The sequence below is a fragment of the Bacillus cereus group sp. N24 genome (genome assembly GCF_016483345.1).
In the GTDB taxonomy this organism is placed as follows: domain Bacteria; phylum Bacillota; class Bacilli; order Bacillales; family Bacillaceae_G; genus Bacillus_A; species Bacillus_A toyonensis.
The window spans coordinates 135,200-160,471 of record NZ_JAEHCA010000003.1 but is presented as its reverse complement, the minus strand read 5'-3'; the positions used below and the strand labels follow the sequence as shown (position 1 = coordinate 160,471).

The following is a 25,272-nucleotide window of genomic DNA, read 5'->3' as shown; positions in this document are numbered from 1 at the left end:
AAGGAATCAAAACAGTGATAGAGGATACACGTGTGGCCCCCTTTTTTCTCGTTTTAAAACACTAAATTGTTATACATAAATGAAATGTTTGTTAGACAGGTAGGGGATTAAAATGCAAACAGATCTATTGAATATATTTTTTGAGGAATCAGAAGAACATTTACAATCGCTAAATGAAAATGTGCTAACTTTAGAACAAAATCCAGCTGATATGGATGTTGTAGGAGAAATATTCCGCTCAGCCCATACATTTAAAGGTATGTCTGCAAGTATGGAATTTGCGGAAATGGCGGATTTAACGCATAAGATGGAAAATGTGTTAGATGAAATCCGTCATGGGAATATCGTGGTCAATGCGGATATTATTGATGTGATTTTTGAGTGCATTGATAATTTAGAGAAGATGGTTGCAGATGTACAACAAGGCGGAATGGGTAATATTGATGTAGTTTCTACTAAACAGAAATTAGAAGCATTATTGCACGGTAATGTAGTAACTCCTACAGAACATATAGAGCAAGATCATATAGGTAACGATGGTGGAGTTTCGCATGAAGTACATATAACGGTAGAACAGCAAGCTATTTTAAAAGCAGTACGTGCCATTATGTGTATAGAAGCATTGCAAAATGTAGGTAATATACAAAAAACTGTTCCGAGTATTGAAGAAATTGAAGCGGATGCTTTCGGATTTGAGTTCACAGTATTTATGGATACTGATTATAATGTAGAAGAATTGAAACAAGTAGTGCTTCATATTTCTGAAATTGAGAAAGTAGAAGTGAAGCAAGGACATACATCACAAGAAGCTGTGCAAATAGAGAAAATGATACAATCTTCTGCAGTTGCGCAGGTTGTATCACCTGTAGAAGCACCGAAACAACCAGCTAATACTATACCAGCTAAAAGCACAGTAAAAACGAAAAATGCTAAAGTGGAGAATCGCTCCATTCGTGTTCAATTAGAGAAAATCGAAACATTAATGAATATGTTTGAAGAAAGTGTAATTGAGCGTGGGCGCATTGATGAATTGGCACAAACGATTCAAAACAAGGAATTAATTGAGCATTTAAATCGATTAGGAGATATTTCAAAAGATATTCAAAATGTACTTTTAAACATGCGCATGGTTCCAATTGAAACGGTCTTCAATCGTTTCCCACGTATGGTACGAATGTTAGCGAAAGATTTAGGTAAAAAAATCGATTTACAAATTACAGGAGAAACTACTGAAGTTGATAAAATTGTAATTGATGAAATCGGTGATCCGCTTGTTCATTTAATTCGAAATGCAATTGATCACGGTGTTGAGACTGTTGAAAAACGACGTGATGCAGGTAAAAATGAGACAGGAACGATTAAATTAGAGGCGTTTCATAGTGGAAATCATGTCGTTATTCAAATTACGGATGATGGAAACGGTATTAATAAAGAGAAAGTATTAGAAAAAGCGATTAAAAATGGTGTTGTAACAGAAGCAGATGCGAATAGATTAACAGATCGTGAAGTGTTTGATCTTATATTCCAACCAGGATTTAGTACAGCTGAAGTTGTATCGGATCTTTCTGGGCGTGGTGTTGGATTAGATGTTGTAAAACATACGATTCATAGTTTAGGTGGACATTTAATTATTGATTCTGAGGAAGGAAAGGGAAGTACATTCAGAATTGAACTTCCGTTAACTTTGTCTATTATTCAATCTATGCTTGTTCAAACGAACGATAAGCGTTATGCTTTACCTCTTGGAAATATTGTGGAAGCAATTCGAATTAAGAGAGAAGACATCCAATCCTTACAAGGAAAAGATGTGTTAAATTATCGTAACCAAATTATTGAAGTGAAACATTTAAGTACAGTATTTGGTGAAAAAACAGTAGATGAGGCGTTTGCGTCATATGATGGTCAAATGGTTCCTGTGTTAATTGTTCGTAATACACATCGTAGCTATGGGCTTATTGTAAACACAATTATCGGTCAAAGAGAAATCGTCTTAAAGTCATTAGGTGACTTCTTTGCAGAGAGTTCTAACTATTTCTCTGGTGCGACGATTCTCGGTGATGGACGAGTGGTCCTCATTTTAAACCCAGAAGGTTTATAATAGGAATGAAGGAAAGCTCCCCACTTGTATACAATTGGGGAGCTTTTTGGTTAATTATTATGAATGTATAAAAATAATTATATAACTGGAAATAAATACAGAGTAACGATTTGTATAATCAGTTTGTTAAAATATAATGAATGTAATAAGTTGAGAGTTTATCCTGCTAGTTGCGGGTTAATAATCAGTGAGGAATGGATAGAAGTCCCACTGATTAAAGTGTCACTTTATATCATTTGATAGAAAAACAGAAATGAGGAGGCAGGGAAAATGCCTGAGCAACACACAAACGGGGAAACGAGCACAATTGTGCTAGAAAAAGAAAATGAGCATTTAACACCTCAAGAATGCGATATTCTTGGCGAAATCGCAAATATATCATTTGGTTCAGCTTCGACTGTATTATCAACAATTTTAAATAGGCAAGTAAACATTACTGCTCCTCGTGTAGAATTGGTAGATTTATATGATACAAGTGATGTTGAAGTTCCACATGTTGTGTTAAATATTCATTTTACAAAAGGATTAGATATGGAAAACCTTCTTGTTCTTAAGCAAGATGTTGCACTATCAATTGCTGATTTAATGATGATGGGGACAGGTGAAGTGGAAGAAGGAAAAGAACTTGGTGAATTAGAGCTAAGTGCTGTACAAGAAGCGATGAATCAAATGATGGGATTCGCAGCTACATCTATGTCGGAATTCTTCCAAGATACAGTAGATATGTCTCCGCCGACAATTAAAGTCGTAAAGCTATCAGAAGAGATGGAGAAAATCTCTGAAATAACTGGAAATAACACAATAGTTAAAGTATCGTTCGATCTAAAAATAGATAATCTTGTAAACTCTAAACTTGTACAAATTGTTTCGGTGGAACATGCGAAACGAATGATAAATAAATTACTGCAATTATCTGGTGAAGTAGAAGAAAGAGATGAACCGGCGGAACTGGTTGAAACTGAGATTGTAGAGGAACATGTTGAAAAAGAGCATTTAACACAAGAAGAGAAAGATGTACTCGGTGAAATTGCGAACATTTCAATCGGTTCAGCTTCAACGGTATTATCAACGCTTTTAAATCAGCCAGTCACGATTAGTACACCAAATGTAGAGGCGATTAATGTTCGTCATTATGATGGAGTACCAGTGCCATTTGTCATTTTAAATGTCGACTTTGTTGAAGGGCTAAAGAATGAGAATGTATTCGTATTTACGAAAGATGTTGCCTTAACAATGGTAGATTTAATGATGATGGGAACAGGGGAAGTTGATCCGGAAAAAGAGCTTAGTGAATTAGAACTAAGCGGTATTAAAGAGATCATGAACCAAATGATGGGGCATGCTGCAACAGCGATGTCGGAAATGTTTCAAGAAAAAATGGACATGACGCCGCCAAATGTCAAATTTGTAACGTTAAAAGAAGAAATGGAATACTTGGGAGAGTCAATGGAAGTGGACGAACTCGTTCAAATTACGTTCAATCTTGAAATTGGCGATCTTCTTCAATCGAAAATGTATCAAATTTTACCCATTTCCGAAGCGAAAGAAATGGTAAGAAGACTTCTGTATCCAATGGTGGAGGAGCAAGAAGAGATTGTCCCGGAAGAAATTGAAGAGGAAGAAATTGCGGCACCAGTTGTACAACCTATTGAATTTAAAGAAGTAAAACAAATTGAGCCAGTATATATGGATACATCCATTCTACAAAATGTAGAAATGAACGTGAAATTTGTATTTGGAAGTACTGTGAAAACCATTCAAGATATATTAAGTTTACAAGAAAATGAAGCGGTTGTACTAGATGAAGATATTGATGAACCGATTCGAATTTATGTGAATGATGTATTAGTGGCATATGGTGAACTTGTAAATGTAGATGGGTTTTTCGGAGTAAAAGTGACGAAATCGCTATAAGGCGTTGAAATAGGAGTTTGAACGAGTAGATGAAAAACGTAAAGTTTTTTCTAATGAGTTGGCTATGTATACATGTGTGCTTGTTCTTCCCCCTGCAAAGTCAGGCGGAAGAACAAATTGAGCCAGAGCAAAAAATGAATAAATTGGAAGTAATAGAAGAAAATAAGAAACTTCAAGAACAGCCAGAGCAAGTAGAAATAAATCAAGGTGAAGATGAACAAAAAGAAGTGACGAATGAACAAAAGAGCGAAAGAAAGATAGAAACGGATCAAGGTGTTATTACAGTAAATAAGCCAGAGCTAAAAGTTGGCGAAGAAATGCGGATTACTGTAGAACCAAACGAGAAAGACATTCAAAGTATGAAAGGTATATTGCAGTTACAAAGAAATGGCGAGCAGTATGCACAAGAAAGAATGCTATCTTTTGAGTATGATGAAGAAACGAAGCGATGGATTGCTAACTATAAAGTCGAGAGTTTTGATTTACAAGGTGATTGGAATCTTCATCTCGTTCAAAGTTACAAAGAAAATGAGAAGGAAGAGCTCATAGAAAATGAAGTGAAAGTCCCGCTCGTTCGTATTGGAAATGAAACACCAACTATAGATAAAGAATTGCCGAAGTTACATAAAGTTACTATTGATGAAGCAAAAGAGAACTTAATTGAACGGAAACAGGGAGATTCTATACATATACGAGTGAAAGCTGCCGATGTAGAATCTGCTGTGAAAGAAGTGCGCGTTACATTAAAAGGGAAAGATGATAAAGAAATTCCCTTTTTATTAGACTACAACAAGCGTGACATGGATTGGCAAAAAGTATTTGAACTAACTGATGCCTTGCCAAATGGACAATATAAACTATTTGTAGAAATAGTGGATGCTGCAGGCAATAAACTTGTTGCGGAAAGTGAATATATCGTTTCTGTTTTGGGACAAAAAATGGAAGATGATAAAAAAACAGAAGAGCAAGAGAATGAAAATAAAGTAGAAGATAAGAAAGAAATTAGTAAGCAAGAAGATTCGAAAGTAGAGATCGTGCTTCCAGAAGAAAAACTTTCAGTTGTTCAAATTCCGAAGCAAGACGAGAAAGTAAATGAGTTTATACAAGAAACATTGAAAGAGAAAGAGGAATTCCCTCACGTTATAAAAGACCCATTGGCAGATAATAAGGAAGTAAGTAATGTAAAGGCTCAAAAAGAGAAAACAGGTAAAAATGACAAGCAAGACGTTTCGAAAAAGAAAGCAGAGCCAGAAGATAAGAAAGAAGAAAGAAGTGAACAAGGAGTACAAGCTTCTAATGTGTTTACTATTATGTCAGGTTTATTTGTACTATTTTTAGTTTTAAAGAGTAATAAAGAATGGGGCTAATTATTTCGTAGTAGTGGAGGCATTTAAATGGAAATTAACCGTACGACAGTTGAAAATAAGACGCTACAACCATTAAAACAGCCTGCAGCTATTTCGGAACATGAAATACAGAAAGAACGAAAGCATAGTAATTTAGTGTTTAGTGGGCAGTCTAAAATCATTTCGAAAAATAATGAAATAGGCATTTTACTTGCAAGTTTAGGCGATGGGAAAATTATGAAGGAAATACTTTCTAAAGAGATGGATACAGTGTTACAACTCTTTAAAAAGTTACATACGTTATCTGGAGAAGGTAAGCAAACAGAAAAAATATTTGAACAAGTAATTAGAAGTTTACAAGGACTTGTTAAGCAGGCGCATATAAAAGATCTTCCTTTATTAGATGGAACATATGATTTCGCTGAAGTACAACTATCATTTGGTAGAAAGGTACATATTCCGTTATTAGATATAAGTGCACTTATCTCTAGAGTGGAGAGTGATTCTTCAGAAGGAAATATAAATTTAATGGTAACGGTTATTACTGCTTATATAACGAAGTTGTCTAACGAAACCATTTTAATTAGCGTTACAGACCGCACGGCAAAAGATCGGGATGTCAGTGTATGGAGAGCGCTCGCAGAAATGAATATGACACAATTGTCACAGGCGTTGAAACATACAATGCAAGAACATAAATGGTCTATGACGTTTCTTTTTCTCTTTATATGGATTGTTGGTATCATTTTAATTCGAGTTATATAAAAAGGTCGTCACTTCATTGTGACGACCTTTTTAATCCCGTAAAAGCCCGATTGGTATGGGCTGATTAAAGTTTCGCTTTATATTTTTTCATAGAAGAATGTATCGAACCGCTGAAGGTTGTAACGTTCAGGTGTTAAAATTTGTTCAGTGCTACCAACAAATAGTACACCGCCTTTTCGTAAAGAACGACTAAACTTTTCATAAAGCTTTACTCTTGCTTCTTCTGTAAAGTAAATCATTACATTACGACATATAATTAAATCGTAATTTGTATCGAATGACTGCATTAAGAGGTCATGTTGTTTGAACGAAACGTTTTGCTTAATGTTTTGATGCAATGAATATGTATCATTCTCTTTTGTGAAATGACGCTCTTTCAAATCGATAGGTAATTCTTTTAAAGAACGTTCTGTATATTGACCGCGTTTCGCAGTTTCTAAAATATGAAAATCAAGATCCGTTGCTTGAATTTCATAGCGAAATGGAGATAGATGTTTTGATAAAATTAAAGAGAGTGTATATGGTTCTTCACCGGCAGCGCAAGCAGCACTCCATATTTTTAATTTCCCATTATTTTGTTCAAGTAATTTTGGCAGTGCTTTCGTCTCTAACGTTTGCCAGCGTTCTTTATTTCTGAAAAATTCTGAAACGTTAATTGTAATATAGTCTATAAAACTTAAAAATAAATTTTGATCGGTACGTAAATGATTTAAGAAATTTACGTAGTTGTCAAATCCTTTTCTTGAAATGAAAGCATCGATTCTACGGCGCATTCTATCTTGTTTATACGAAGCGATATCCATATTGAATTGTTGTTTAAAACTCGCGATAAAATGATCATAATCTTGTTCAATTATCATATTTACAATGGGCACAATAATGATATTGTGCCTCCCCCTTTACATCATACGAATTTTTTGTTCAAAGCTTTTTTTCATCTGTTTTTCATGTAAACCTGGTAAATCATAAATAACAGCATCAATACCCGCTTCTTTTGCAACGTCAATGGGAATGACAGATGTATGTTTGTCCCCGTTATAAAAACAGAGAACTAAATCGGTATCTTCAATAATTTGTTTTACAAAAAACATAAAATCTGATCGATAAATGGAGTCGGAAGGATGATCAAAAGCAACATACTCGGCTCCGTGTTTTTTTAAGTAATGAACGACTTCTTGAAATTCATCTGTTAATGCTTGTAACGGTTGTAGCGTGTAAAGGCATAAATTTTGAGCGAGTCTTTCGTTTTCGATGAAAAAACGAAGAACTTCATTTTCGATAGATTTATAACATAATATGTAAATTTTATGTTTGTGAGCATAGTCAGTTAAAAATTTTTTAATTTCATCTTGATCTAATGCCGTTAATTGATTTGAACCACAAAGAAAAATATTCATAGAATTGTGCCACCTCATGCTAAATTGTAACATATCTTTTATAAAAAATAACTGCAAAATATTACTGTTCAGAGTATAATTATAAATAACTGGATTTTACGATTAAGTTTAGGAAGAAATAAAAAAATAAATAGGTGATATATATGCTACGTTCTATCTCGCATAATCCAATTTTATCGCATATACCGCCTGCTACTCAAATGCCGAAAGAAGCAAATGTCAGGACAGGACTTGCATTTTCGGATAATTTGCATGCAGATCCGAAAAAAGATAAATTGCTAGAACAAATGGAAGCGTTTGTCGATAATATTGGAGAAATAAAAGAGAAAATTGAAATGGAATTAACGCTTGATAATGTCATGGAATACAAAAATACTGTGAAATCATTTTTGAATTTTTACGTAGATAATGTATTGCAATATAAAGACGTTATGTCTCGTCATCCGCGTTACGGATATTCACAGAAAATGACGATTGTGAAACAGGCAGAAATGGGATTAAATGAATTAGAAGATGTGATGAACTTAATTAATACAAAAACTGGACATTTAGAAATGTTAAATCAAATTGGAGAAATCCATGGTTTAATTGTAAATTTAGTCTTGTAAAAGGAAGGAAGCTATATGTACATACAATTATATGAGAAGCTCGTTATTATTCAAAAAGCATATGAAAACATTCAAACGCTTGGAGAACAAATATATGAGAATTTAAAACATAAAAATGTAAATGCAGTTCAAAAGTTACAAGTAGAGCAATTGCAGTACATTGATGGTTTAAAAGGATTATCGAGCGCATTTGAAGAAATGGTTGTTCAGTTTTGTAAAGAAAAGGGTGTTGAACCATCTCGCGTGAGTGCGTTATTTTCGTATTTTTCCCATGAAGAAATTGAAAAAATGGAAAAAATACAAAAAAAAGTAGTTGAATTAGAAGAGAATGTAAAAATGATTCTTTTAAAAAATCAATATTACTTAAACGTACTATTAAAAACTACAGAAAGTATTGTGGATTCCGTTTCTGAATATAATTTGGAGCGAAACAATAATTCGCAAATCTTTATGAATGAACTATTGTAAAGGAGAAGTGAAGCTTTATGAGATTATCTGATTATAATACACCGCTATCGGGTATGTTAGCGGCTCAAATGGGGTTACAAACAACGAAACAAAACTTGTCTAACATTCATACACCGGGTTATGTGCGTCAAATGGTGAATTACGGATCTGTTGGAGCAAGCAATGGTCATACGCCAGAACAGAGAATTGGTTACGGTGTACAAACGTTAGGTGTCGATCGTATTACTGATGAAGTGAAGACGAAACAGTTTAATGATCAATTATCGCAACTCTCTTACTATAACTACATGAATTCAACGTTATCACGAGTAGAATCTATGGTTGGGACGACAGGAAAGAATTCGTTATCTAGTTTAATGGACGGCTTCTTTAATGCTTTTCGTGAAGTGGCAAAAAATCCAGAACAACCAAATTACTACGATACATTAATTTCTGAAACTGGGAAGTTCACAAGCCAAGTAAATCGTCTTGCGAAAAATTTAGATACAGTGGAAGCACAGACGACAGAAGATATTGAAGCACATGTTAATGAATTTAATCGTCTTGCTGCTAGTTTAGCAGAAGCGAATAAAAAAATTGGACAAGCAGGCACACAAGTACCGAATCAACTGTTAGACGAACGAGATCGCATCGTTACAGAGATGTCTAAGTATGCCAATATAGAAGTATCTTATGAATCTATGAATCCTAATATTGCGAGCGTTAGAATGAATGGTGTTTTAACAGTAAGTGGACAAGATACATATCCACTTCAATTAAATAAAGTAAAAGACCCAATGTCAGTTGAGATTTACGGTTCAGAAATCTCTGTAACTAGCGGGGCAATAAAATCAGCGATTGATACGAAAGCGAAGATTGTTGAATATAAAAAAAACCTTGAAGGTTTAATGAGTTCAGTGAAAAATCAAGTGAATACAGTGATGGGAAAAGATTTCTTCGTTGGCGATTATGCGAAAGATATGAAATTAAATCCAGAATTTGCAAAAGACATTTCGAAAATGAAAATATCTGCTGAAACAGCAAATAAACTAGCAGCAATTACAGATGGCGATTATAAAGAAGGCCTTTCTAATAAACAAGCATTAGACCAATTCATAGTAGGTGTAGCTTCTGATAAAAGTGCAGTGAATGCTTATCAAAAAATTCATGGAGACTTATTAGAAGGTATTCAGCAAGAGAAGATGAGCGTCGAAGGGGTAAATATGGAAGAGGAAATGGTAAATTTAATGGCCTTCCAAAAATATTTCGTGGCGAACTCTAAAGCGATTACTACGATGAATGAAGTGTTTGATAGTCTATTTTCGATTATTAGATAATGTGAATTAGAAAAGAAATCCCCTCTTTTTTATGGTTAGAAAGAGGACCTACGGATGGTAGAGGCGTTCAATGCCTATCATTGGCCCAATCGATGTGAGACTAGAAATATAAAATAGTTGTAGGTTAAGTGAGTTAAGAGGATAGCGATAGGAAGCTGTGGATTCTTCTTAACGCCAATTCAAATATAGATAAAGGAGAAGAGAGAGATGAGAGTATCTACATTTCAAAATGCAAGCTGGGCAAAGAATCAGTTAATGGATTTGAACGTGCAACAGCAATATCACCGAAATCAAGTAACTTCGGGGAAGAAAAACCTTCTTATGAGTGAAGACCCACTAGCAGCAAGTAAATCATTTGCAATTCAACATTCATTGGCAAATATGGAACAAATGCAAAAAGATTTAGCCGATTCGAAAAATGTATTAACACAAACTGAGAATACTTTACAAGGTATTTTTAAATCTTTAACGAGAGCAGATCAATTAACGGTGCAGGCATTAAATGAGCCAAATGGTGAAAAAGAATTGAAAGCCATCGGTGCAGAGATTGATCAAATTTTAAAACAAGTTGTATATTTAGCGAATACGAAAGAGCAAGGTCGTTATATTTTCGGTGGTGATAGTGCGGAGAAGCAACCATTTACAGAAGATGGTACATACCAAGGTGGAAAAAATGATGTAAATTGGCAACTAAATGACGGTTATGAATTAAAAGCGTTTCGTAACGGAGAAGCATTATTATCTCCAGTTATAAAAACGTTAAAACAGATGAGCGAAGCGATGCAAAAAGGTGACCAAAAAGCGTTACAACCGTTATTAGGAGAAAATAAGAAAAACTTAGATGGCATCATTAACCGTACAACTGAAGTTGGTTCAACAATGAACACAATGGAAACATTTAAAACAATTTTAAGCGAGCAAAATTTAGCGCTTCAAGAAAATCGTAAAGAAATTGAGGATGTCGATTTAGCGGTAGCAATTTCTGACTTAGCGTATATAAATGCAACGTATGAAGCGACGCTTAAAGCAGTTAGTACGATGAGTAAAACGAGTATTTTAGACTACATGTAACTTATAAGGAGTGAGAAAAATGGCAGGAACAACGATGACAGGTATTGGTGGTAGACAACAAATTTGGAACCTCGGAAATAATATGATCGATACGTCAAACTTCGTCGAATTAGAAATGAATGCGTTAGATATGAGGAAAACACCATATACGAAAGAAAAGAATGACCTTACAAATGATAAATTATTATATACAAGCTTAAAATCAGAATTTAGTTCTTTCACACAAACATTTAAAAACTTAGCGGCTTTTAAAGGGAATGAGAAAAAAGTAACGACAACACAAGATGGTTATATAAATGTAAAAGCTGATGGTGGTGCGATTGCAGGAACTTTTAATATGACAATTACACAGCTAGCGCAGCGTCATCAAATAGCTTCAAATGACATTACAGATATAAATGCAAAGCTTCCTAAAGATGAAACATTAAAACTAGGCGGTAAAGAATTAAAAGTAACAACTGATATGACATATAAAGATTTAATTAATAAGATTAATGATGGAGATTATGGCGTATCAGCTTATACACTTGGAAATAAAATTTTCATGACCTCGAAAAAAGAAGGGGCAACGAATGAAATTAAATTAGAAAAGACACCGCCTAATGTACTTACAGATTTGTTTTATTCGAAAGTGGAAGGTATAGATGAGAATAACAAACCTACGACAGAGATGAAGCTAAATACTATTAATGAAGCGTTAGATGCAAAATACAGCATTAATGGTGTTGAGGGGAAAAGTGATAGTAATACAATTGAAGCATTGCCAGGTGTAAAGATTGAGCTATTGAAAGTAACGGAATCAAAGGTGGAAAATAAACCAGAAGGCGGAACTGGTACAGATGTAGATCAAAAAGCAAAAGGCATAGATCTAAAATTCACAGTAAATGACTCAAACGTAACAGACGCATCAAATATTATTAAAAAGATGGTTGCAGATTATAATAAAGCTGTTGCTACAGTAGATATCTTTGCTGGTAAAGGTGGGGCTTTCCAAGGTCAAGCCATTATGCAAAGTGTACGTCAAGCGATGAACAATGTCGTAACATTTTCTCAAGATGGTAATTATTTATTCACATTTGGTATTCAATTAAAGCAAGATGGAACGATGGAAGTTAATGATGAAAAATTAACACAAGCATTAAAAGAAAAACCCGATGCAGCGAAGCAATTTTTCTTTAGTTCTAACGGTTTAGGGAAAATGATGGAAGAGCCGCTTGATAAACTATTTGGTGATAAAGGTGTAGTCGGTGAGAGAGTAAAAAATATTGACTCACGTGTAAGTGATTTAGATAAAAAGATTAAAGATATTGAGACGCAAAACTTGCAAAAGCAAGATGAAATTGTGAAGAAGTATCAAAAATTAGAAAGTACATTAGCGGCGCTTGATAGCCAGCTAAAAACAATTAAAGCAATGACAAAACAAAAAAGTGATGATTAATGAAAGTTGAGGAAGTGATCGTATGCAAGCATGGCAACGTTATATGCAAAATGATATTATGACGAGTAATCCGATTAAAAATACAATTTTTATTTATGAAAGATGTATTGTAGAGTTTCGTAATTTAGAAGAGCTTTTAAACACTTTTAAACTACAAGAAGGAGATGCGCTTCTTGAAAAGTTAGAACGTATTTTTGAAGAATTGAAGCTTCAATTAAACCCTGAAATTACGAAAGACTTATACGATAGTCTTTATGGTTTATACGATTGGATTAGCATTCAAATTCAAACGATGAAAGTAACGCGTGAAGCAAAAGATATGGATGCGATTGTGAAAGTGTTACAAGATTTAATAGACGGTTACCGCGGAGCACTTGAAAATGAACAATGATATTTATCGGACGTTTGTCGGCTGTTTTAATGAAATCGGTGAATTGCAAGTGTCAGATGGAGAGTTTGCTGAGAAGAGTGAGATGTTAAATCGCTGGATGATGACATTGGATGAAGAAACGCGTGCGCAAGTTGCAGCAGAAGTAAGTCCATTCATTATTAAGGCAGCGCAGCATATTCGAGATAAGCAAAAGATTTTGGAAGAAATGATTATGACAAATGATGGACGAATGAAAGCTAATTCATTTTACGGTAAATATTAATAATACAGTTTGGAAACGGATTTCCCCTTTTTAAAGGGGATCCATTCCTTTGTTTAAGTAAATAGTTCCGCTGATTGAGGTTTCATTTTATGACTGTAATGAAAAAATAGTAGTAATCTAAATAATATAAAAATGAACTTTAGTGTGTAGTGCATATATGAAAATAGTTCACAGATCACTGTCTGTATACAGTTTTTTGTATTCTTTTTTATATTTTTGTATTTTTCTAAAGACAACAATGGAAAAATGGAATAAAATATGTAAGGGTACATAATAGTTAATATTTTAATAAATACATATAATAAAATAAATAATGAAGTGAAACTTCCATCAGTGGATCATTAAGGTAGAAAAGGAAGGGTGTGGAATATGCCAGATTTAGTGAGTGATGTAAGCCATTATATGAATTATTTAGTAACGAAACGAAATACTGTTTCTAGTAATATTGCAAATGCGAATACACCTGGCTATAAAGCACAAGATGTAACATTTGCTGAGCAGATGAGTAAGAGCAGTGCGTTATATAAGAACAATGCGGCTGATTTAAAGAGCAATCCAGATTTATATCAAACGAATGAAATGCACTTACCGACAGTAAATATGAAAAATACATATGCAAAGATTCAAACGAAATCAATGCAAAAGAATCAAGATGGAAATAGTGTGGATGTAACGACAGAAATGCTAGATTTAATGAAAGCAAATCAGTTATACGGTATTTCAATTAATGCAATTAATACACAATACGCAATTAACCAAGCGGCACGTGGACGTTAAAGGTAGAAGGAGAGACAACGATGTTTCAGGCAATGAATGCAAGTGGCTCAGGACTAACGACAGCGAGAAAGTGGATGGAAGTTACTTCAAACAATATTGTAAATGCGAATACGACAGCCGCTCCGGGGGCAGATTTATATGAGCGTCGTAGTGTGGTGCTAGAATCAAATAATAGTTTTGCAAGTATGTTAGACGGGGCTCCTACTAACGGAGTGAAAATAAAAAGTATTGAAGCAGACAAAACGGAAAACTTAGTGTATGATCCGACGCATCCGCATGCAAATGAAGAAGGATATGTACGTTATCCAAATATTGATGTAACTGCTGAAATGACGAATGTTATGGTTGCTCAAAAAATGTATGAAGCAAATACAAGTGTATTAAATGCGAACAAAAAAATGCTCGATAAAGATTTAGAAATTGGACGAGGATAAGGGGGAAGATAGGGATATGAAAATTCAACCAATGTTACATACACAGCCATTTGGAGCAATTCAGTCAATTGGTGCACCGAAAACTTCGGAAACTTCTGTAGCTCCGGGAAAAAAGTTTATTGATTTATTGGAAGATATGAATCAAACGCAAAATAATGCGCAAACAGCAGTATATGATTTATTAACAAAAGGGGTAGGAGAAACACATGACGTTTTAATTCAGCAAAAAAAAGCTGAATCTCAAATGAAAACGGCTGCTCTCGTACGTGATAATCTTATTGAAAATTATAAGTCACTAATTAATATGCAAATTTAGGAAAGTGGACGGGTGTGTTTAAATGGAAAAGATAAAAAATGTTATCCAATCGTTAAAAACGTGGCATAAGTTAGTAATCGGTGCTGCGCTTTTAGCGGTTGTAACAGGAGCACTTTTATACTTCACCTTGCCAGATAAATATGTTGTTGTATATCAAAATTTAAATGATGCAGATAAACAAGAGATTACAGCAGAATTATCGAAGTTAGGTGTCGATTACCAATTAGCGGCCGATGGTTCAATTCGTGTGCAAAAGAATGATGCTCCATGGGTTCGAAAAGAAATGAATGGAATGGGCTTACCGTTTAATTCTAAGAGCGGCGAGGAAATATTATTAGAAAGCTCGCTCGGGTCAAGTGAGCAAGATAAAAAAATGAAGCAAATTGTCGGTACGAAAAAACAATTGGAGCAAGATATTGTACGAAATTTTGCGACGGTTGAAACGGCAAATGTTCAAATTACATTACCTGAAAAAGAAACAATTTTTGATGAAGAAAAAGCAAAAGGAACAGCGGCGATTACTGTTGGTGTGAAGCGTGGACAATTATTAACAGCTGATCAAGTTGCTGGTATACAGCAAATGATTAGTGCGGCAGTTCCTGGCGTGAAAGCAGAAGAAGTAAGTGTTATTGATAGTAAAAAAGGTATCATCTCAAAAGGAGCAGATGAAGCGCACTCTAACAGTTCCTCTTCTTATGAAAAAGAAGTAGAGATGCAGCATCAAATTGAAGGTAAATTAAAGCAAGATATTGACGCAACGTTAATGACGATGTTTAAGTCAAATGAATATAAAGTGAATACGAAAGTGTCTGTAAACTACGATGAGGTTACACGTCAGTCAGAAAAATATGGCGATAAAGGTGTACTTCGTAGTAAACAAGAGCAAGAGGAAAGCTCTACTGCACAAGAAGGAGCGGATACGAAGCAAGGTGCTGGTATTACAGCGAACGGCGACGTGCCAAACTACGGTACGAACAATAATCAAAACGGTAAAGTTGTCTACGATAATAAAAATGGTAACAAAATTGAAAACTATGAAATAGATAAAACAGTTGAAACAATTAAGAAACATCCAGAATTAACGAAAACCAATGTTGTTGTATGGGTAGATAATGATACGTTAGTAAAACGAAGAATTGATATGACTACTTTCAAAGAAGCGATTGGCACAGCAGCTGGGCTTCAAGCTGATCCGAATGGAAACTTTACAAACGGTCAAGTTAACGTTGTAACTGTTCAGTTCGACCAGCCGAAAGTTGAAAAAGAGAAAGAGCCAGAAAAAAGTGGTATGAATTGGTGGTTATTCGGTGGAATTACAGCTGGCTTGTTAGCACTAATTGGTCTAGTATGGTTCTTCTTAGCAAGACGTAAGAAAAAGAGAGAAGAAGAGGAATATGAAGAATACTTAGCCGAAGAGGAAATTGCCGCAAGTAATGAAAGTATTCTGGAAATTCCTGAAGAAAAAATAGTGCCAGAGCCAACACCGGAACCAGAAGGACCGAAAGAACCAACGTTAGATGATCAAGTGCAGGAAGCTACGAAAGAACATGTAGAAGGTACTGCAAAAGTAATTAAAAAATGGTTAAACGGACAGTAAGGGAGGAACAACGATGTTAGATGAAATCTCCTCCAAAGAAAAAGCTGCCATCCTCATTCGTACATTAGACGAAGGGGTGGCAGCAAAAGTCATTGAATATATGACAGCTGAGGAAAAAGAAGTATTACTTCGTGAAATTGCGAAGTTTCGTGTATATAAACCAGAAACGTTAGAAAATGTGCTAGGGGAGTTCTTATATGAATTAAATGTAAAAGAATTAAACTTAGTCACTCCAGATAAAGAGTACATTCGTCGCATATTTAAAAACATGCCCGAAGACGAGCTGGAAAAATTATTGGAAGATCTTTGGTATAACAAAGATAATCCGTTTGAGTTCTTAAATTCACTTACAGATTTAGAACCACTTCTTACAGTGCTCAATGATGAATCACCACAGACGATTGCGATAATTGCTTCTTACATTAAACCGCAACTTGCTTCTCAATTAATTGAGAGATTGCCAGATCATAAACGAGTAGAGACGGTAATGGGTATTGCAAAACTAGAACAAGTTGATGGTGAATTAATTAATCAAATTGGTGAGTTGTTAAAAGCGAAATTAAATAATATGGCATTTAGTGCAATTAATAAAACTGATGGCTTGAAAACGATTGTGAACATTTTAAATAATGTTTCACGAGGTGTTGAAAAAACAGTCTTTCAAAAGCTGGATGAAGTCGATTATGAGTTATCTGAGAAAATTAAAGAAAATATGTTTGTCTTTGAAGATTTACTTGGTCTTGAAGATCTTGCGCTTCGCCGTGTATTGGAAGAAATTTCAGATAACGGTGTTCTTGCGAAAGCACTTAAAATTGCAAAAGAAGAAATTAAAGAGAAATTATTTACATGTATGTCTTCAAACCGTAAAGAGATGATTCTAGAAGAATTAGATGGCTTAGGACCGCTTAAGATGACGGATGCTGAAAAAGCGCAGCAAACGATTACAGGTACAGTTAAAAAGCTAGAAAAAGAAGGAAGAATTATCGTTCAAAGAGGTGAAGGGGATGTCCTTATTTAAAAACAGAATTCCGAAGAATTCTGTTTCTTTTTCTGAAGAAACGTATGAATTACAATTTCCAAAACCAGCTTCAGTCCAAATAGAAGAGGAAGAATTACAAGCTGATCATGCAGAGCTTCGCGCCCAGCAAGAATCATTACATATGGAAATGAATCAGTTAAGACAAGGGCAGCAAATGCTAGAACGAGAGCGTCAGCAGCTAGTACAAGATAAAGAACAATTTCAAATGCATATTCATGAACAAATGGAACAGATGGAAGCAGCACGTATGCAGTTTCAAAAAGAACAACAGGAAACAGCATACGAATGGACAGAGTTATTGTGGGATCAATCTTTTCATCTAGCAGAAAAAATCGTAAACCAAGCGGTAGATTCGCGATTACTTGATGTGTTACCAATTTTAACTGGCATCGTTCAAACGTTGCCTACTTCATTTGAAAAATTAATAATAACAGTACATCCAGAAACGTTTGAACGTATTCAAGAAGAGAAGGAAAATACGAAAGAGTATTGGTTACTACAATTAGTAGAATGGAAATATGATTTCTCCCTGCAGTTCGGTGAATTTGTTTTGGAGGAAGAGAAAGAGTTTTTTGAATTTAAATTTGCACCTATATTTGCGAAACTTCGTCAGAAATGGGAAGAAGAGAAGTTGTTTGAGGAGCAAAATGTATGAACAACAAGCTCATAAATGAACAGAATAAGTGGAATATGTTTATCGAAACACCGTTTTATACGAAAATTGGTAAAGTTCATAGTGTACAAGAACAGTTCTTCGTAGCGAAAGGACCGAAAGCGAAAATTGGAGATGTTTGTTTCGTTGGAGAACATAATGTTTTATGTGAAGTAATTGCAATTGAAAAAGAGAATAATATGTTACTCCCATTTGGACAGACAGAAAAAGTATGTTACGGGGATTCAGTTACATTAATTGCAGAAGATGTTGTTGTACCTCGTGGTGATCATTTACTTGGAAAAGTGTTAAGTGCGAATGGTGAAGTGTTAAATGAGGACGCTGAAAACATTCCACTACAGAAAATAAAATTAGATGCCCCCCCTATTCATGCATTTGAGCGTGAAGAGATTACTAATGTATTTGAAACGGGAATAAAATCAATTGATTCTATGTTAACAATTGGTATCGGTCAAAAGATTGGTATTTTCGCTGGATCAGGTGTTGGTAAATCTACTTTACTTGGAATGATTGCAAAAAATGCAAAAGCTGATATTAACGTTATTAGTTTAGTAGGAGAACGTGGCCGAGAAGTAAAAGACTTTATTCGAAAAGAATTAGGCGAGGAAGGTATGAGGAAAAGCGTTGTTGTTGTAGCGACGTCAGATGAAAGCCATCTGATGCAACTTCGCGCGGCAAAGCTTGCCACATCTATTGCTGAATACTTCCGTGATCAAGGCAACGACGTACTACTCATGATGGATTCTGTCACTCGTTTTGCTGATGCGCGTAGAAGTGTTGATATTGCAGTGAAAGAGTTACCGATTGGTGGTAAAACACTGTTAATGGAAAGTTATATGAAGAAGCTGTTAGAGCGATCTGGTAAAACAAAAAAAGGATCTATAACAGGGATTTATACCGTACTCGTTGATGGAGACGATTTAAACGGTCCTGTACCAGATTTAGCACGTGGTATTTTAGATGGGCATATTGTATTAAAGCGTGAGCTTGCTACGCTTAGTCATTATCCTGCCATTTCAGTGTTAGATTCAGTAAGTAGGATTATGGAAGAAATTGTGTCGCCTAACCATTGGCAACTTGCAAATGAAATGAGAAAAATCTTATCTATTTATAAAGAAAATGAATTGTACTTTAAATTAGGGACGATTCAAGAAAATGAAGAAAATGCTTATATTTTTGAATGTAAAAATAAAGTAGAAGATATAAATACGTTTTTAAAGCAAGGTCGATCGGATAGTTTCCAATTTGATGATATCGTTCAAGCGATACACCATATAGTATAAGGCCTCTACTAAAGGGGTCTTATTTTTTTGTTTTTTAATATTTCACAGATTTTTTTGGAAAAAAACTATATAATAGAAAAAGAGAGCGTTATAATAGGAAGGGGCTATGAAAACAGGTGGATAAACAGCAGTACGACACGATAAAATTGCAAATAAATCAAGAAAAAGAACATATTTTAAAAGAAGTGTACGAACTAACAGCTGAAAAAAGAAAAATAGAACAAAAAAAAGAATATGATTTATATGTTGTGAAATCACGTAGCAAAGTCGTACAAACTGGTCAACGTATTATGGCTGGCATGCTTTCTTCACATACGTTTTCACCTGAAAGAATAGAAGAATGGAATCGAAAAATTAAAAAAACAGAAGGTTTTATTCAAAAAAATGAAAGCCTTTTAGAGCAAGTAAAAGAAAAAGAACGTGTCATTGATGAAATGTATCAAGAAGATTGTAAGAAGCTTGCAAAAGTGCAAGAAAAGCTAGAAGAAAAAATGCTTCTTGATTTAAAAATGTGTATGAATGGATGAGGTGAATGTAGTGATACAGTCTGTATTACCGGTGCAACAAAGTTTACCTCCGCAAAAAGAAAAAGGGCTAGAAATACAATCGAAAAATGAAAATTCTTCATTTGATCGTACGTTGAGAATGGAAAATAAACAGCAGCCGAAAACGGAGAAAACGAAACGAGAAGAAGCACCAAAAGAAGAGAAAAAAGAATATAATCTTTCTAAACCATCGGTAACGAAAGAAGAACCAAGTGTAAAGAAAGAAGAAAAAAAAGAGACAGAACAGTTGTTATTAGCTGTATCTGAGCAAATGGTTGCAATTGAGCAATTACGTGTGCAACCAGAATTGTTATATCAATACATACAAAAAATACAAGAGCTGTATAAAGAATATGGAAATATAAAACTTAACGAATTACCCGCAGGTGAATTACAACAATTACAAGAGCTCCTTTCAAATATGAATATTAAAAATGCTATATGTTTAGAAGATACAATGCAAATGGTGTTAGACAAAGTGAAGATGCCAGAGCAAATGATGCATGCTTTGAAAGTTGTAGAGACAGAAACTTGTAATATTGCAAAAAAACAAGAAGAGTCTAAAGATGTAGATCTTCTGAAATCAGAGAGTGATGATGTGAAGGTAGAGTTGCCAGAAGTCGATTCGTTAAGCGATTCGAGTTCCACGGGTGCGGAGTTATTAAATAAAGCGACGAGTACTGATCAAATCGGAAAATCAAGTAGTGGCGCTGAGAAGGTTACATTACCTGACTTAGGAAAGAAAATGGAAGCGCAAGTAGAAGCATTGCAAAAATTTGTAGTGAAACAAGAACGTGTTTTATTCCAGCTAAATCCAGAAAAATTTGGAACGTTAACTGTATTTATGAAAAAGCATGGCGACCAAATTGATGTGCATGTAGAAATGGAAAAACACGATGCAAAAAAACGTGTTGAAATCATTTTTGATGAATTGAGGCTAAAGCTAAAAGAAAAAGAAATTAATATTCAAATTAGCTATTCGGATAAAGATGAAAACCGTAAAGAACAGCGAGAACAAGAACAAAGACAAAAGCAGAAATTAGCAAGTACGCAACATGAGAAACAACAATCAAAAGAATTTGCGGGATTATTGGAGGAATAAAGCGTGCCAACAGTTGGGTTAAATACAACGAGTACAAATCATATTCCGTTACAAGCAGGAGCGCAAGCAAAAAACGCATCTGTGAATGGTGTACAATCGCCAGTTCAACAAACAAACGGAGTTTCAGCAGGAGCACAAAAGACTCCTGGGGTAATGGGGAAAGATGACTTCCTAAAATTGTTTTTATCAAGTTTTCAACATCAAGATCCATTTAATGCAATGGATATGAATCAAATGATGAACCAGACAGCGCAGTTATCTCTTATGGAACAAGTGCAAAATATGACAAAAGCAGTTGACTCTTTAAGAACGACGATGTATTCGACAGCGCTTGATGGCGGTATGAAGTTTTTAGGGAAGTACGTAAGAGGTGTTGACGGCGACGGAAACAAAGTAACTGGTCAAGTAGAGACGGTTCGCCTTGCAGAGAATAATGATGTACAGCTCATTATTAATAATAAAGTCGTATCTCTTCGTTTCGTTGAGAGAGTGTCTGATAAACCGATTGGAGAAACGAATCCAGAGGATGTCAAGAAAGAAGAGCAAAAAACAACTGAAGAAGTAAAAACTACAAATTCATGAGGAGTGTCCATACGTTATGATTAAAGCGTTATATACAAGTATTACAGGAATGAATGCAACACAAAATGCATTAAGTGTAACTTCAAATAATATTGCTAATGCACAAACAGTTGGTTATAAAAAACAAAAAGCAATGTTTGATGATTTACTATATAACAATTCGATTGGTGCAAAAGGTGACGGTAAATACGCAGGAACGAATCCGAAAAGTATTGGTAACGGTGTGAAAATGAGTGGTACGGTTACAGATTATAGTGATGGTACAATTACGTTAACTGGTGGTAAAACACAAGCAGCAATGGAAGGTAATGGTTTCTTCGTTGTAGGTGATTCAAAAGGCGGAAATATGGAATTTACTCGTAAAGGTACGTTTGGGATATCCTCAGATTACTATATTACGAATACTGAAGGTCAATATGTATTTGCATATCCTGCAAATGAAGCAACTGGTGAAGTTGATTTATCTGGAATCCCAGGACCGTTGCAAATTCCAATGGGAACAGCAATTGGTGGTATTCGAACATCGAAAGGGACAATTAAAGGGAATATTCCAACTGGTGAAAAACAAATTACACAAGATTTACCTGTATATGATAATGCTGGGAATACATGGACAATGCGTGTAGAGTTTAAACAAACGAGCGAACATAATTATACATATAAAGTACAGATGCGTAATGACTCGAAAAAAGAAACAGAGTTTAAGGATGTTCAAGGTGCAGGTGGTAATATGACATTTGATGCTGTTGGAAATCCTAATCCAAAAGAGCAAAGAGCCAATATTCCATTTGATGGCGGCTCTATAAATTTAGACTTAAGTCATTTAACAAACCATCCAACAGATAAAACATTATCAGTAACAGACGTAGATGGTAGAGCAGCAGCGACTGTTAAAGATTGCTTCATTGCTGACGGTGGATATGTAATGGTAAAATATTCTGATGGAAGTATGAAATCTGCTGGCCAATTAGCTGTTGCGATGTTCCCGAACGAAGGCGGTCTAATGAAAACAGGTAATGGTAACTATACAGCGACGAATACAACAGGTATTTTAGCACTTGGAGCATCTGGTCAAAACGGTGCAGGTAAAGTACGTGGTGGCGCACAAGAAGGGGCCAATGTAGATTTATCTGTTGAGTTCGTTGACTTAATGCTGTATCAACGTGGATTCCAAGGAAATGCGAAAGTAATTAAAGTGTCAGATGAAGTATTAAATGAAGTTGTAAACTTAATTCGATAATATATTATAAAGAAAACTTGTAATGTAGTAGAAAGGGTTTTTTATTCGTATGACAAGACAAGAGCGAGTTTTACAATTGCCTTTTTTCGAAAATAAACGTGAACTTGCCGAGCAAGTGCTAAAAATGGAACGAGAAGAGCATATATATTTACCGGATCAATTTGAAATTAAGCAAGTGCCTCCGTATTCATTTGGTGAAAAGGAAGCCATCATTGGCCGTATTCATGAGTTTTATTTCGTAAGTGTTGGTAGTGATGGAGTTTGGAAGTATCAACTGTTTAAGGACGAGATGAAGTGCCGTGAGTTTTTTGTTACGTTATCAGGGATAACGGATCAGCAAATTGCGTTTTGGTTCAATAATATCGAGTTGTTGAAAAACTCTTAAAAGCTCTTTTTTAGGATTGGATAGTGAACCCAGCAATGTTTTGGAGCGGTTAGTGCCTAATAGAGTCTCGACTGGTGTGTAAGGACAGAGATATGGAGAGTTACTAATGTAGTTTAAGCAGTGGTAAGCGAAGTGTAGTTATAGTATGGGTGATATCTTTGGTCCTGTGAGGGGCTCGTAGATGTAAAAATAGAGCTATGGAAGGGTATTGTGATGGTTGGAGATAAGATAATTGTCTCATAGCAAACCAGTGCCTTTTGGATAGTTTGTGGGGATACATTTTTATAAAAGGAGAGGTGAGGAGGATGGCGCAGAATAAGTATCGCGTTACATTCATTTCGCCAAGTGAGGTTGAGCAGCGGACTGTAATGGCGGCGAATAGTTTGCCAGATCTAATTCGTAAAGTAGAGAGTATTATCGCAGATCCGAACGGTTATTTTGTGAATGATAAAAAAAATAATTGCTATTTTAAAGTGATTAAAGAAAATGTTACGTTTATTCAATACGAGCTACTATTTTCGGATAAGGAAATTCATATTGAAAAATTAAAACATATAGCGCCGGCTATATTAAAACAATTATTTAAAAAAATAAATGACCCAGAACTATATGCACTCGCGTTACTTGATGTTGATATAGCGACGAAACAATATGTACTCGAAGAAATGAATCAAGAGTTAAGAATGAGAGTAGAAACGGAACTTTCAAAAAAATGGGAAGCAATGCCGACAGAAATTGTAGGAGCACAAGAAGTGTTATTAGAGGCACTTGCTTCACTTATACAAGATTAAGCGTAAATAAATTGTTCGACTATCTATATTTTTTATATAGGTAGTTGACTTTTTCGCTTTTATAAAGCTTAATAATTAAATATACGGAATTATTGGAAGGGGAGCGACACCTTTATGTCACAAGCACAAAGTATTTTATTAGAAAGTGGAACAAATGAATTAGAGATTGTCACATATACTGTTGGTGAAAACCTATTTAGTATCAATGTAATGAAAGTACGTGAAATCATTAATCCATTCCCTGTTACAACTGTGCCAGAATCTCATCATGCAGTTGAAGGTGTTGTTCAAGTACGTGGTGAAATTTTACCTGTTATTAACTTAGCAACGGCTCTTAATTTAAAATCAACAAAGCCACTTGATCAAACGAAATTCATCATCTCAGAATTAAACCAAATGAAAGTTATTTTCCGCGTTGATGAAGTACATCGTATTCAACGTATTTCATGGGAACAAATTGATGAACCAGCTTCCTTATCAATGGGGCTAGAAGAAACGACATCTGGTATTGTAAAACTAGATGGGAAAATCATTTTACTATTAGACTATGAAAAGATTGTATGTGAAATTAGCGGCACTGGTTATGATAATAAATCACTTTCAGGCTTAGAACAAAAAACAGATCGAGCTGAAAAAGTTATTTATATTGCAGAAGATTCAGCAATGCTGCGCCAAATACTAGAAGAAACATTAGCATCAGCTGGATATACGAAAATGAACTTCTTCAGCAATGGTGCAGAAGCGTTAGCGCAAATTGAAAAATTAGCGAAAGAGCAAGGTGAAAAAATGTTTGAACACATTCACTTGCTAATTACTGATATTGAAATGCCAAAAATGGATGGGCATCATTTAACGAAAGTGGTTAAGGATGGTGAAATAATGAATCGTTTACCGGTTATTATTTTCTCTTCATTAATTACAAATGAATTATTCCATAAAGGTGAAGCTGTAGGAGCAAATGCTCAAGTAAGTAAGCCAGATATTCAAGAGTTAATTGGCTTAGTTGATAAGTTAGTGTTGTAAAAGAGTTTTAAAAAGCGTTTTTTTGCTGGAATAGAACCTCTAGGGAAGTTTGGAAGCGGTCAGTGCCTAATAGAGCTCTGTACGATGTAAGACCAAAGATATGGAGTGGTTTCAAGTAAGCAGGAGAAGAGAGTCATTGAGATAGTTATAGAAGAGGCGGTGTACAAATCTTTTCTATTTAGCTGGAATAGAGGAGCTAGCCATTATAGTAGTACTGGCTAGTTCCTTTTTAGTATTCTATACGCTGTACAGGTAGAAGGAGTATTTGTGGTTGTAAGAATCGTCTCTATTTCGAGATTTTCAATTGGTTTAATTAATAAGTAACGTTTTTTTGTTTAAAAATATAAGAGAACGTATTTGGGTTTATGTTAGTAATATTTCGTGGTAGCGCAAACTTTTTCGGTGAAAATA

The 25,272-nt window shown here is 34.8% G+C and carries 27 protein-coding genes; 25 read left to right on the top strand and 2 right to left on the bottom strand.

The window, feature by feature from the left end; genetic code table 11:
- Window positions 1-112: 112 nt before the first annotated feature.
- The 4 genes from JDS95_RS06700 to JDS95_RS06685 all read left to right on the top strand — a co-directional run bounded on the left by JDS95_RS06700 (window position 113) and on the right by JDS95_RS06685 (window position 6,123).
- Window positions 113-2,098 carry a chemotaxis protein CheA gene (locus tag JDS95_RS06700; protein ID WP_199690342.1) on the top strand — a complete coding sequence of 662 codons (1,986 nt, stop codon included), beginning with the start codon at window positions 113-115 and terminating at the stop codon, window positions 2,096-2,098.
- A 270-nt stretch (window positions 2,099-2,368) separates the two neighbouring features.
- Window positions 2,369-4,012 (top strand): flagellar motor switch protein, encoded by a 1,644-nt coding sequence (locus tag JDS95_RS06695; RefSeq protein WP_001115037.1) that lies wholly within the window; start codon window positions 2,369-2,371, stop codon window positions 4,010-4,012.
- A 29-nt stretch (window positions 4,013-4,041) separates the two neighbouring features.
- Window positions 4,042-5,379 (top strand): Ig-like domain-containing protein, encoded by a 1,338-nt coding sequence (locus JDS95_RS06690; protein ID WP_085449968.1) that lies wholly within the window; start codon window positions 4,042-4,044, stop codon window positions 5,377-5,379.
- Window positions 5,380-5,406: 27 nt separating this feature from the next.
- Complete coding sequence (locus JDS95_RS06685) at window positions 5,407-6,123, top strand: hypothetical protein (RefSeq protein ID WP_199690341.1); 717 nt, start codon at window positions 5,407-5,409, stop codon at window positions 6,121-6,123.
- A gap of 77 nt (window positions 6,124-6,200) precedes the next feature.
- Here the strand turns inward: JDS95_RS06685 and cheR are convergent, their stop codons facing one another.
- The gene (cheR, locus tag JDS95_RS06680; RefSeq protein ID WP_000582868.1) at window positions 6,201-6,983 is read right to left on the bottom strand and encodes a protein-glutamate O-methyltransferase CheR; all 783 of its coding nucleotides are present in this window, start codon (window positions 6,981-6,983) and stop codon (window positions 6,201-6,203) included.
- A gap of 39 nt (window positions 6,984-7,022) precedes the next feature.
- Window positions 7,023-7,520, bottom strand: coding sequence for a hypothetical protein (locus JDS95_RS06675; RefSeq protein ID WP_001020087.1), 498 nt, complete (start codon window positions 7,518-7,520; stop codon window positions 7,023-7,025).
- Between the two features lie 143 nt (window positions 7,521-7,663).
- Here JDS95_RS06675 and JDS95_RS06670 point away from each other — a divergent pair, with 143 nt between their 5' ends.
- From JDS95_RS06670 to JDS95_RS06570, 21 genes are all read left to right on the top strand, one after another.
- Window positions 7,664-8,128 carry a YaaR family protein gene (locus tag JDS95_RS06670; protein ID WP_000946323.1) on the top strand — a complete coding sequence of 155 codons (465 nt, stop codon included), beginning with the start codon at window positions 7,664-7,666 and terminating at the stop codon, window positions 8,126-8,128.
- A 15-nt stretch (window positions 8,129-8,143) separates the two neighbouring features.
- Window positions 8,144-8,596, top strand: coding sequence for a flagellar export chaperone FlgN (gene flgN / locus JDS95_RS06665; RefSeq protein ID WP_000275890.1), 453 nt, complete (start codon window positions 8,144-8,146; stop codon window positions 8,594-8,596).
- 17 nt (window positions 8,597-8,613) lie between these two features.
- Window positions 8,614-9,912, top strand: coding sequence for a flagellar hook-associated protein FlgK (gene flgK, locus JDS95_RS06660; protein ID WP_199690340.1), 1,299 nt, complete (start codon window positions 8,614-8,616; stop codon window positions 9,910-9,912).
- A 207-nt stretch (window positions 9,913-10,119) separates the two neighbouring features.
- A complete protein-coding gene (locus tag JDS95_RS06655; RefSeq protein ID WP_001266434.1) occupies window positions 10,120-10,983 on the top strand; it encodes a flagellar hook-associated protein 3 in 864 nt (287 codons plus the stop codon).
- A gap of 19 nt (window positions 10,984-11,002) precedes the next feature.
- The gene (locus JDS95_RS06650; RefSeq protein WP_144467530.1) at window positions 11,003-12,421 is read left to right on the top strand and encodes a flagellar hook-associated protein 2; all 1,419 of its coding nucleotides are present in this window, start codon (window positions 11,003-11,005) and stop codon (window positions 12,419-12,421) included.
- A gap of 22 nt (window positions 12,422-12,443) precedes the next feature.
- The gene (locus JDS95_RS06645) at window positions 12,444-12,812 is read left to right on the top strand and encodes a flagellar export chaperone FliS (RefSeq protein ID WP_001149525.1); all 369 of its coding nucleotides are present in this window, start codon (window positions 12,444-12,446) and stop codon (window positions 12,810-12,812) included.
- A complete protein-coding gene (locus JDS95_RS06640) occupies window positions 12,802-13,074 on the top strand; it encodes a hypothetical protein (RefSeq protein WP_001058081.1) in 273 nt (90 codons plus the stop codon). Before JDS95_RS06645 ends, JDS95_RS06640 begins: the two co-directional genes overlap by 11 nt.
- A gap of 369 nt (window positions 13,075-13,443) precedes the next feature.
- Window positions 13,444-13,851, top strand: a complete 408-nt coding sequence (flgB, locus tag JDS95_RS06635) for a flagellar basal body rod protein FlgB (RefSeq protein ID WP_001113112.1) — start codon at window positions 13,444-13,446, stop codon at window positions 13,849-13,851.
- Window positions 13,852-13,871: 20 nt separating this feature from the next.
- Complete coding sequence (gene flgC / locus JDS95_RS06630; protein ID WP_000484909.1) at window positions 13,872-14,285, top strand: flagellar basal body rod protein FlgC; 414 nt, start codon at window positions 13,872-13,874, stop codon at window positions 14,283-14,285.
- A 16-nt stretch (window positions 14,286-14,301) separates the two neighbouring features.
- Complete coding sequence (gene fliE, locus JDS95_RS06625) at window positions 14,302-14,601, top strand: flagellar hook-basal body complex protein FliE (RefSeq protein ID WP_000701668.1); 300 nt, start codon at window positions 14,302-14,304, stop codon at window positions 14,599-14,601.
- A gap of 22 nt (window positions 14,602-14,623) precedes the next feature.
- Window positions 14,624-16,198, top strand: coding sequence for a flagellar M-ring protein FliF C-terminal domain-containing protein (locus tag JDS95_RS06620; RefSeq protein ID WP_000411361.1), 1,575 nt, complete (start codon window positions 14,624-14,626; stop codon window positions 16,196-16,198).
- Window positions 16,199-16,211: 13 nt separating this feature from the next.
- Complete coding sequence (gene fliG / locus JDS95_RS06615) at window positions 16,212-17,216, top strand: flagellar motor switch protein FliG (RefSeq protein WP_000883355.1); 1,005 nt, start codon at window positions 16,212-16,214, stop codon at window positions 17,214-17,216.
- Window positions 17,203-17,892 carry a FliH/SctL family protein gene (locus JDS95_RS06610; RefSeq protein WP_000051699.1) on the top strand — a complete coding sequence of 230 codons (690 nt, stop codon included), beginning with the start codon at window positions 17,203-17,205 and terminating at the stop codon, window positions 17,890-17,892. Before fliG ends, JDS95_RS06610 begins: the two co-directional genes overlap by 14 nt.
- Window positions 17,889-19,193, top strand: coding sequence for a flagellar protein export ATPase FliI (gene fliI, locus JDS95_RS06605; protein ID WP_001060538.1), 1,305 nt, complete (start codon window positions 17,889-17,891; stop codon window positions 19,191-19,193). Before JDS95_RS06610 ends, fliI begins: the two co-directional genes overlap by 4 nt.
- A 116-nt stretch (window positions 19,194-19,309) precedes the next feature.
- Window positions 19,310-19,720, top strand: coding sequence for a hypothetical protein (locus JDS95_RS06600; RefSeq protein ID WP_000360857.1), 411 nt, complete (start codon window positions 19,310-19,312; stop codon window positions 19,718-19,720).
- 10 nt (window positions 19,721-19,730) lie between these two features.
- The gene (locus JDS95_RS06595; RefSeq protein ID WP_199690339.1) at window positions 19,731-20,840 is read left to right on the top strand and encodes a flagellar hook-length control protein FliK; all 1,110 of its coding nucleotides are present in this window, start codon (window positions 19,731-19,733) and stop codon (window positions 20,838-20,840) included.
- Between the two features lie 3 nt (window positions 20,841-20,843).
- Window positions 20,844-21,422, top strand: a complete 579-nt coding sequence (locus JDS95_RS06590) for a flagellar hook assembly protein FlgD (RefSeq protein WP_001143458.1) — start codon at window positions 20,844-20,846, stop codon at window positions 21,420-21,422.
- A 16-nt stretch (window positions 21,423-21,438) separates the two neighbouring features.
- Window positions 21,439-22,662 (top strand): flagellar hook protein FlgE, encoded by a 1,224-nt coding sequence (locus JDS95_RS06585; protein WP_000588325.1) that lies wholly within the window; start codon window positions 21,439-21,441, stop codon window positions 22,660-22,662.
- 49 nt (window positions 22,663-22,711) lie between these two features.
- Entirely contained in the window at window positions 22,712-23,047 is a 336-nt protein-coding gene (locus tag JDS95_RS06580) for a DUF3964 family protein (protein ID WP_000198187.1), read from the top strand.
- Between the two features lie 305 nt (window positions 23,048-23,352).
- Window positions 23,353-23,838: a LysR family transcriptional regulator gene (locus tag JDS95_RS06575; protein WP_097957117.1), complete on the top strand. Its 486-nt coding sequence runs from the start codon at window positions 23,353-23,355 to the stop codon at window positions 23,836-23,838.
- Window positions 23,839-23,952: 114 nt separating this feature from the next.
- Window positions 23,953-24,861: a chemotaxis protein gene (locus tag JDS95_RS06570; protein ID WP_098821482.1), complete on the top strand. Its 909-nt coding sequence runs from the start codon at window positions 23,953-23,955 to the stop codon at window positions 24,859-24,861.
- Window positions 24,862-25,272: the final 411 nt, after the last annotated feature.